The sequence below is a fragment of the Streptomyces sp. LS1784 genome, assembly GCF_020103755.1.
Classification (GTDB): Bacteria; Actinomycetota; Actinomycetes; order Streptomycetales; family Streptomycetaceae; genus Kitasatospora.
This window is the reverse complement of sequence record NZ_JAHSQD010000922.1, coordinates 1-2,067: the sequence shown is the minus strand read 5'-3', so window position 1 is coordinate 2,067 and position 2,067 is coordinate 1. Positions and strand designations below refer to the sequence as shown.

The 2,067-nt window shown below is 77.2% G+C and carries 2 protein-coding genes; one reads left to right on the top strand and one right to left on the bottom strand.

Annotated elements, in window-relative coordinates; translation table 11 throughout:
* Positions 1-1,190: BTAD domain-containing putative transcriptional regulator (locus KS423_RS44260; protein ID WP_224285330.1), on the bottom strand; the 1,190-nt coding region annotated here is incomplete at its 3' end.
* Positions 1,191-1,494: 304 nt separating this feature from the next.
* Here KS423_RS44260 and KS423_RS44255 point away from each other — a divergent pair.
* A partial coding sequence (locus tag KS423_RS44255) for a BTAD domain-containing putative transcriptional regulator (RefSeq protein WP_224285329.1) occupies positions 1,495-2,067 on the top strand: 573 nt, incomplete at its 3' end.

Genomic DNA, 2,067 nt, shown 5'->3' with positions numbered 1-2,067 from the left:
TGGTCGGCGTCGGCGGCGTCGTCCAGCAGCACCAGCAGCCGCCGGCCCCTGGTGCGTTCGCGGTAGAGCGCCGCCCGGGCGGCGCGCTCGGCGGGGACGCCGTCCTCCGGCACGCCGAGTGCCCGCAGGAAGCGGGCCAGGACGGCCTCCGGCAGGGCCGGGCCGTCCGGGGCGAGGCCGTGCAGCTCGGCGTGGAGCAGGCCGTCCGGGAAGCGGTCGGCGACCCGGTGGGCCCAGTCGGTGACCAGCGCGCTCTTGCCGACCCCGGCCGGGCCGACCACCAGCACCGGGCCGTCCCCGGCGCGGGCGGGCCCGCAGGCCCGGTCGAGTCGGGCCAGGTCCGTGGTGCGGCCGACGAAGTCCGGGTGGCGGCGGGGGAGTTGGCGCGGGACCAGTGGAAGCAGCGGCGCCGGTTCGGGACGTGGGGGAGCGGTGGGCGGCGGCTCCACCGCGCGGTCGTCGGCCAGCACCACGGCGAGCGCCGCCCGCAGCGCCGGGCCCGGGTTGATGCCCAGCTCGTCGTCCAGCCGCACCCGGGCCTGGTGGTAGGCGGTCAGCGCCTCGGCGGGCCGGCCCGCCTGGTGCAGGCAGCGCATCAGCAGCGCCACCAGCTCCTCGCGCAGCCCGTCCATCCGTACGCCCTGCTCCAGCAGCGGTACGGCCGACGCCCCGGTGCCCTGGCCCAGCCGCAGCCCGGCCCAGTGGAGGAGGGCGGCGGTGCGGGACTGCTTCAGCCGGTCCACCGCGGCGGCGCGCAACGGGGTGTCGGGCAGGTCGGCCAGGGCCTCGCCGCGCCACAGCCGCAGTGCCTCCTCCAGCAGCGCGACCGCCGCGGTGCAGGCGCCGAGCCCGGCCTGCCGGTCGGCCGCGCCGGTCAGTTCCTCGAAGCGCAGCGCGTCCACCGTGCCGGCCGGCCCGTCCAGCAGGTAGCCGGAGTCCCGGGTGTGCAGCTCGAAGGGGGTGTCGGCGAGCACCTTCCGCAGCGCGGCGACGTGCCCCTGCACGGCTGCTCGTGCGCTCGGCGGCGGCTGCTCGTCCCACAGCAGCTCGCACAGCTGGTCCACGGTGACCAGGTGCCCCAGCCGCAGCGCCAGCAGTGCCAGCACGGCCCGCCGCTGAGCACCCGCCACGCCGGTGAAGCCGTCTGCCCCGACCCGCAACTCCACCGGCCCGAGCAGTCGAATCCGCACCAGTACCCACCACCTCATCGCAAACCGCGCATCACACCCGAAGCGCTCACCGGCCCTCGGGGTGGAGCAGTGTAGTGCGAGAACATGTCCGGTCCAGTCCGGCAGTCGCTCCTGCCCTCGGTGGACGCCACGGGGCGGCCGAAGGTTGCACCGGAGGGGCGGCGGACCGCGACGGGTGGACGGGACCGCCCTGTCGTACCCCGCCGGTACGGTGCGGAGACGGGCCCGACCCGGTGTGAAGGGCCTGGTCGGCCCTATCCTCGAACCGGCCGGGGAGTCGTTGGCGGGGGAGGGGAACAGACGCGTGCACATCGATCTGCTCGGACCGGTGGTGGTGCGGCGGGAGGACGGGACGGCGGTGACGCCTTCGGCGCCCAAGCGCCGGGCACTGCTGAGCGCGCTCGCCGTACAGCTGAACCGGACGGTGGCCACCGAGGAGCTGATCGAGCTGGTCTGGGAGGGCTGCGCCCCGCCCACCGCGCGGGCCGCTCTGCAGGGCCACGTCGCGGCGCTGCGCCAGCTGCTGGACGGCCCCGGGCTGGAGCTCGGCACCCGTGGGTCCGGCTACCTGCTGGCCGGCGAGCCCGACCGGGTCGACGTGCTGCGCTTCGGCCGGCTCTGCGAGCAGGCGGGCGTCCTGCTCCCCGAGCCCGCCACCCCGACGGAGGGCGTCTCGCCGGACCCGGCACTGCCCCTGCTGCGCGCCGCGCTGGACCTGTGGCGCGGCCCGGCGCTCGCCGACTGCGGCTCCGCCCTGCTGCGCGAGCGGATGCTCCCGTACCTGACCGACCTGCGGCTGCGCGCCCTGGAGCGGCTGGCCGACGGCCTGCTCCGGGCCGGCCGGGGTGGCGAGCTGGCCGCCGAACTCGCCGAGGCC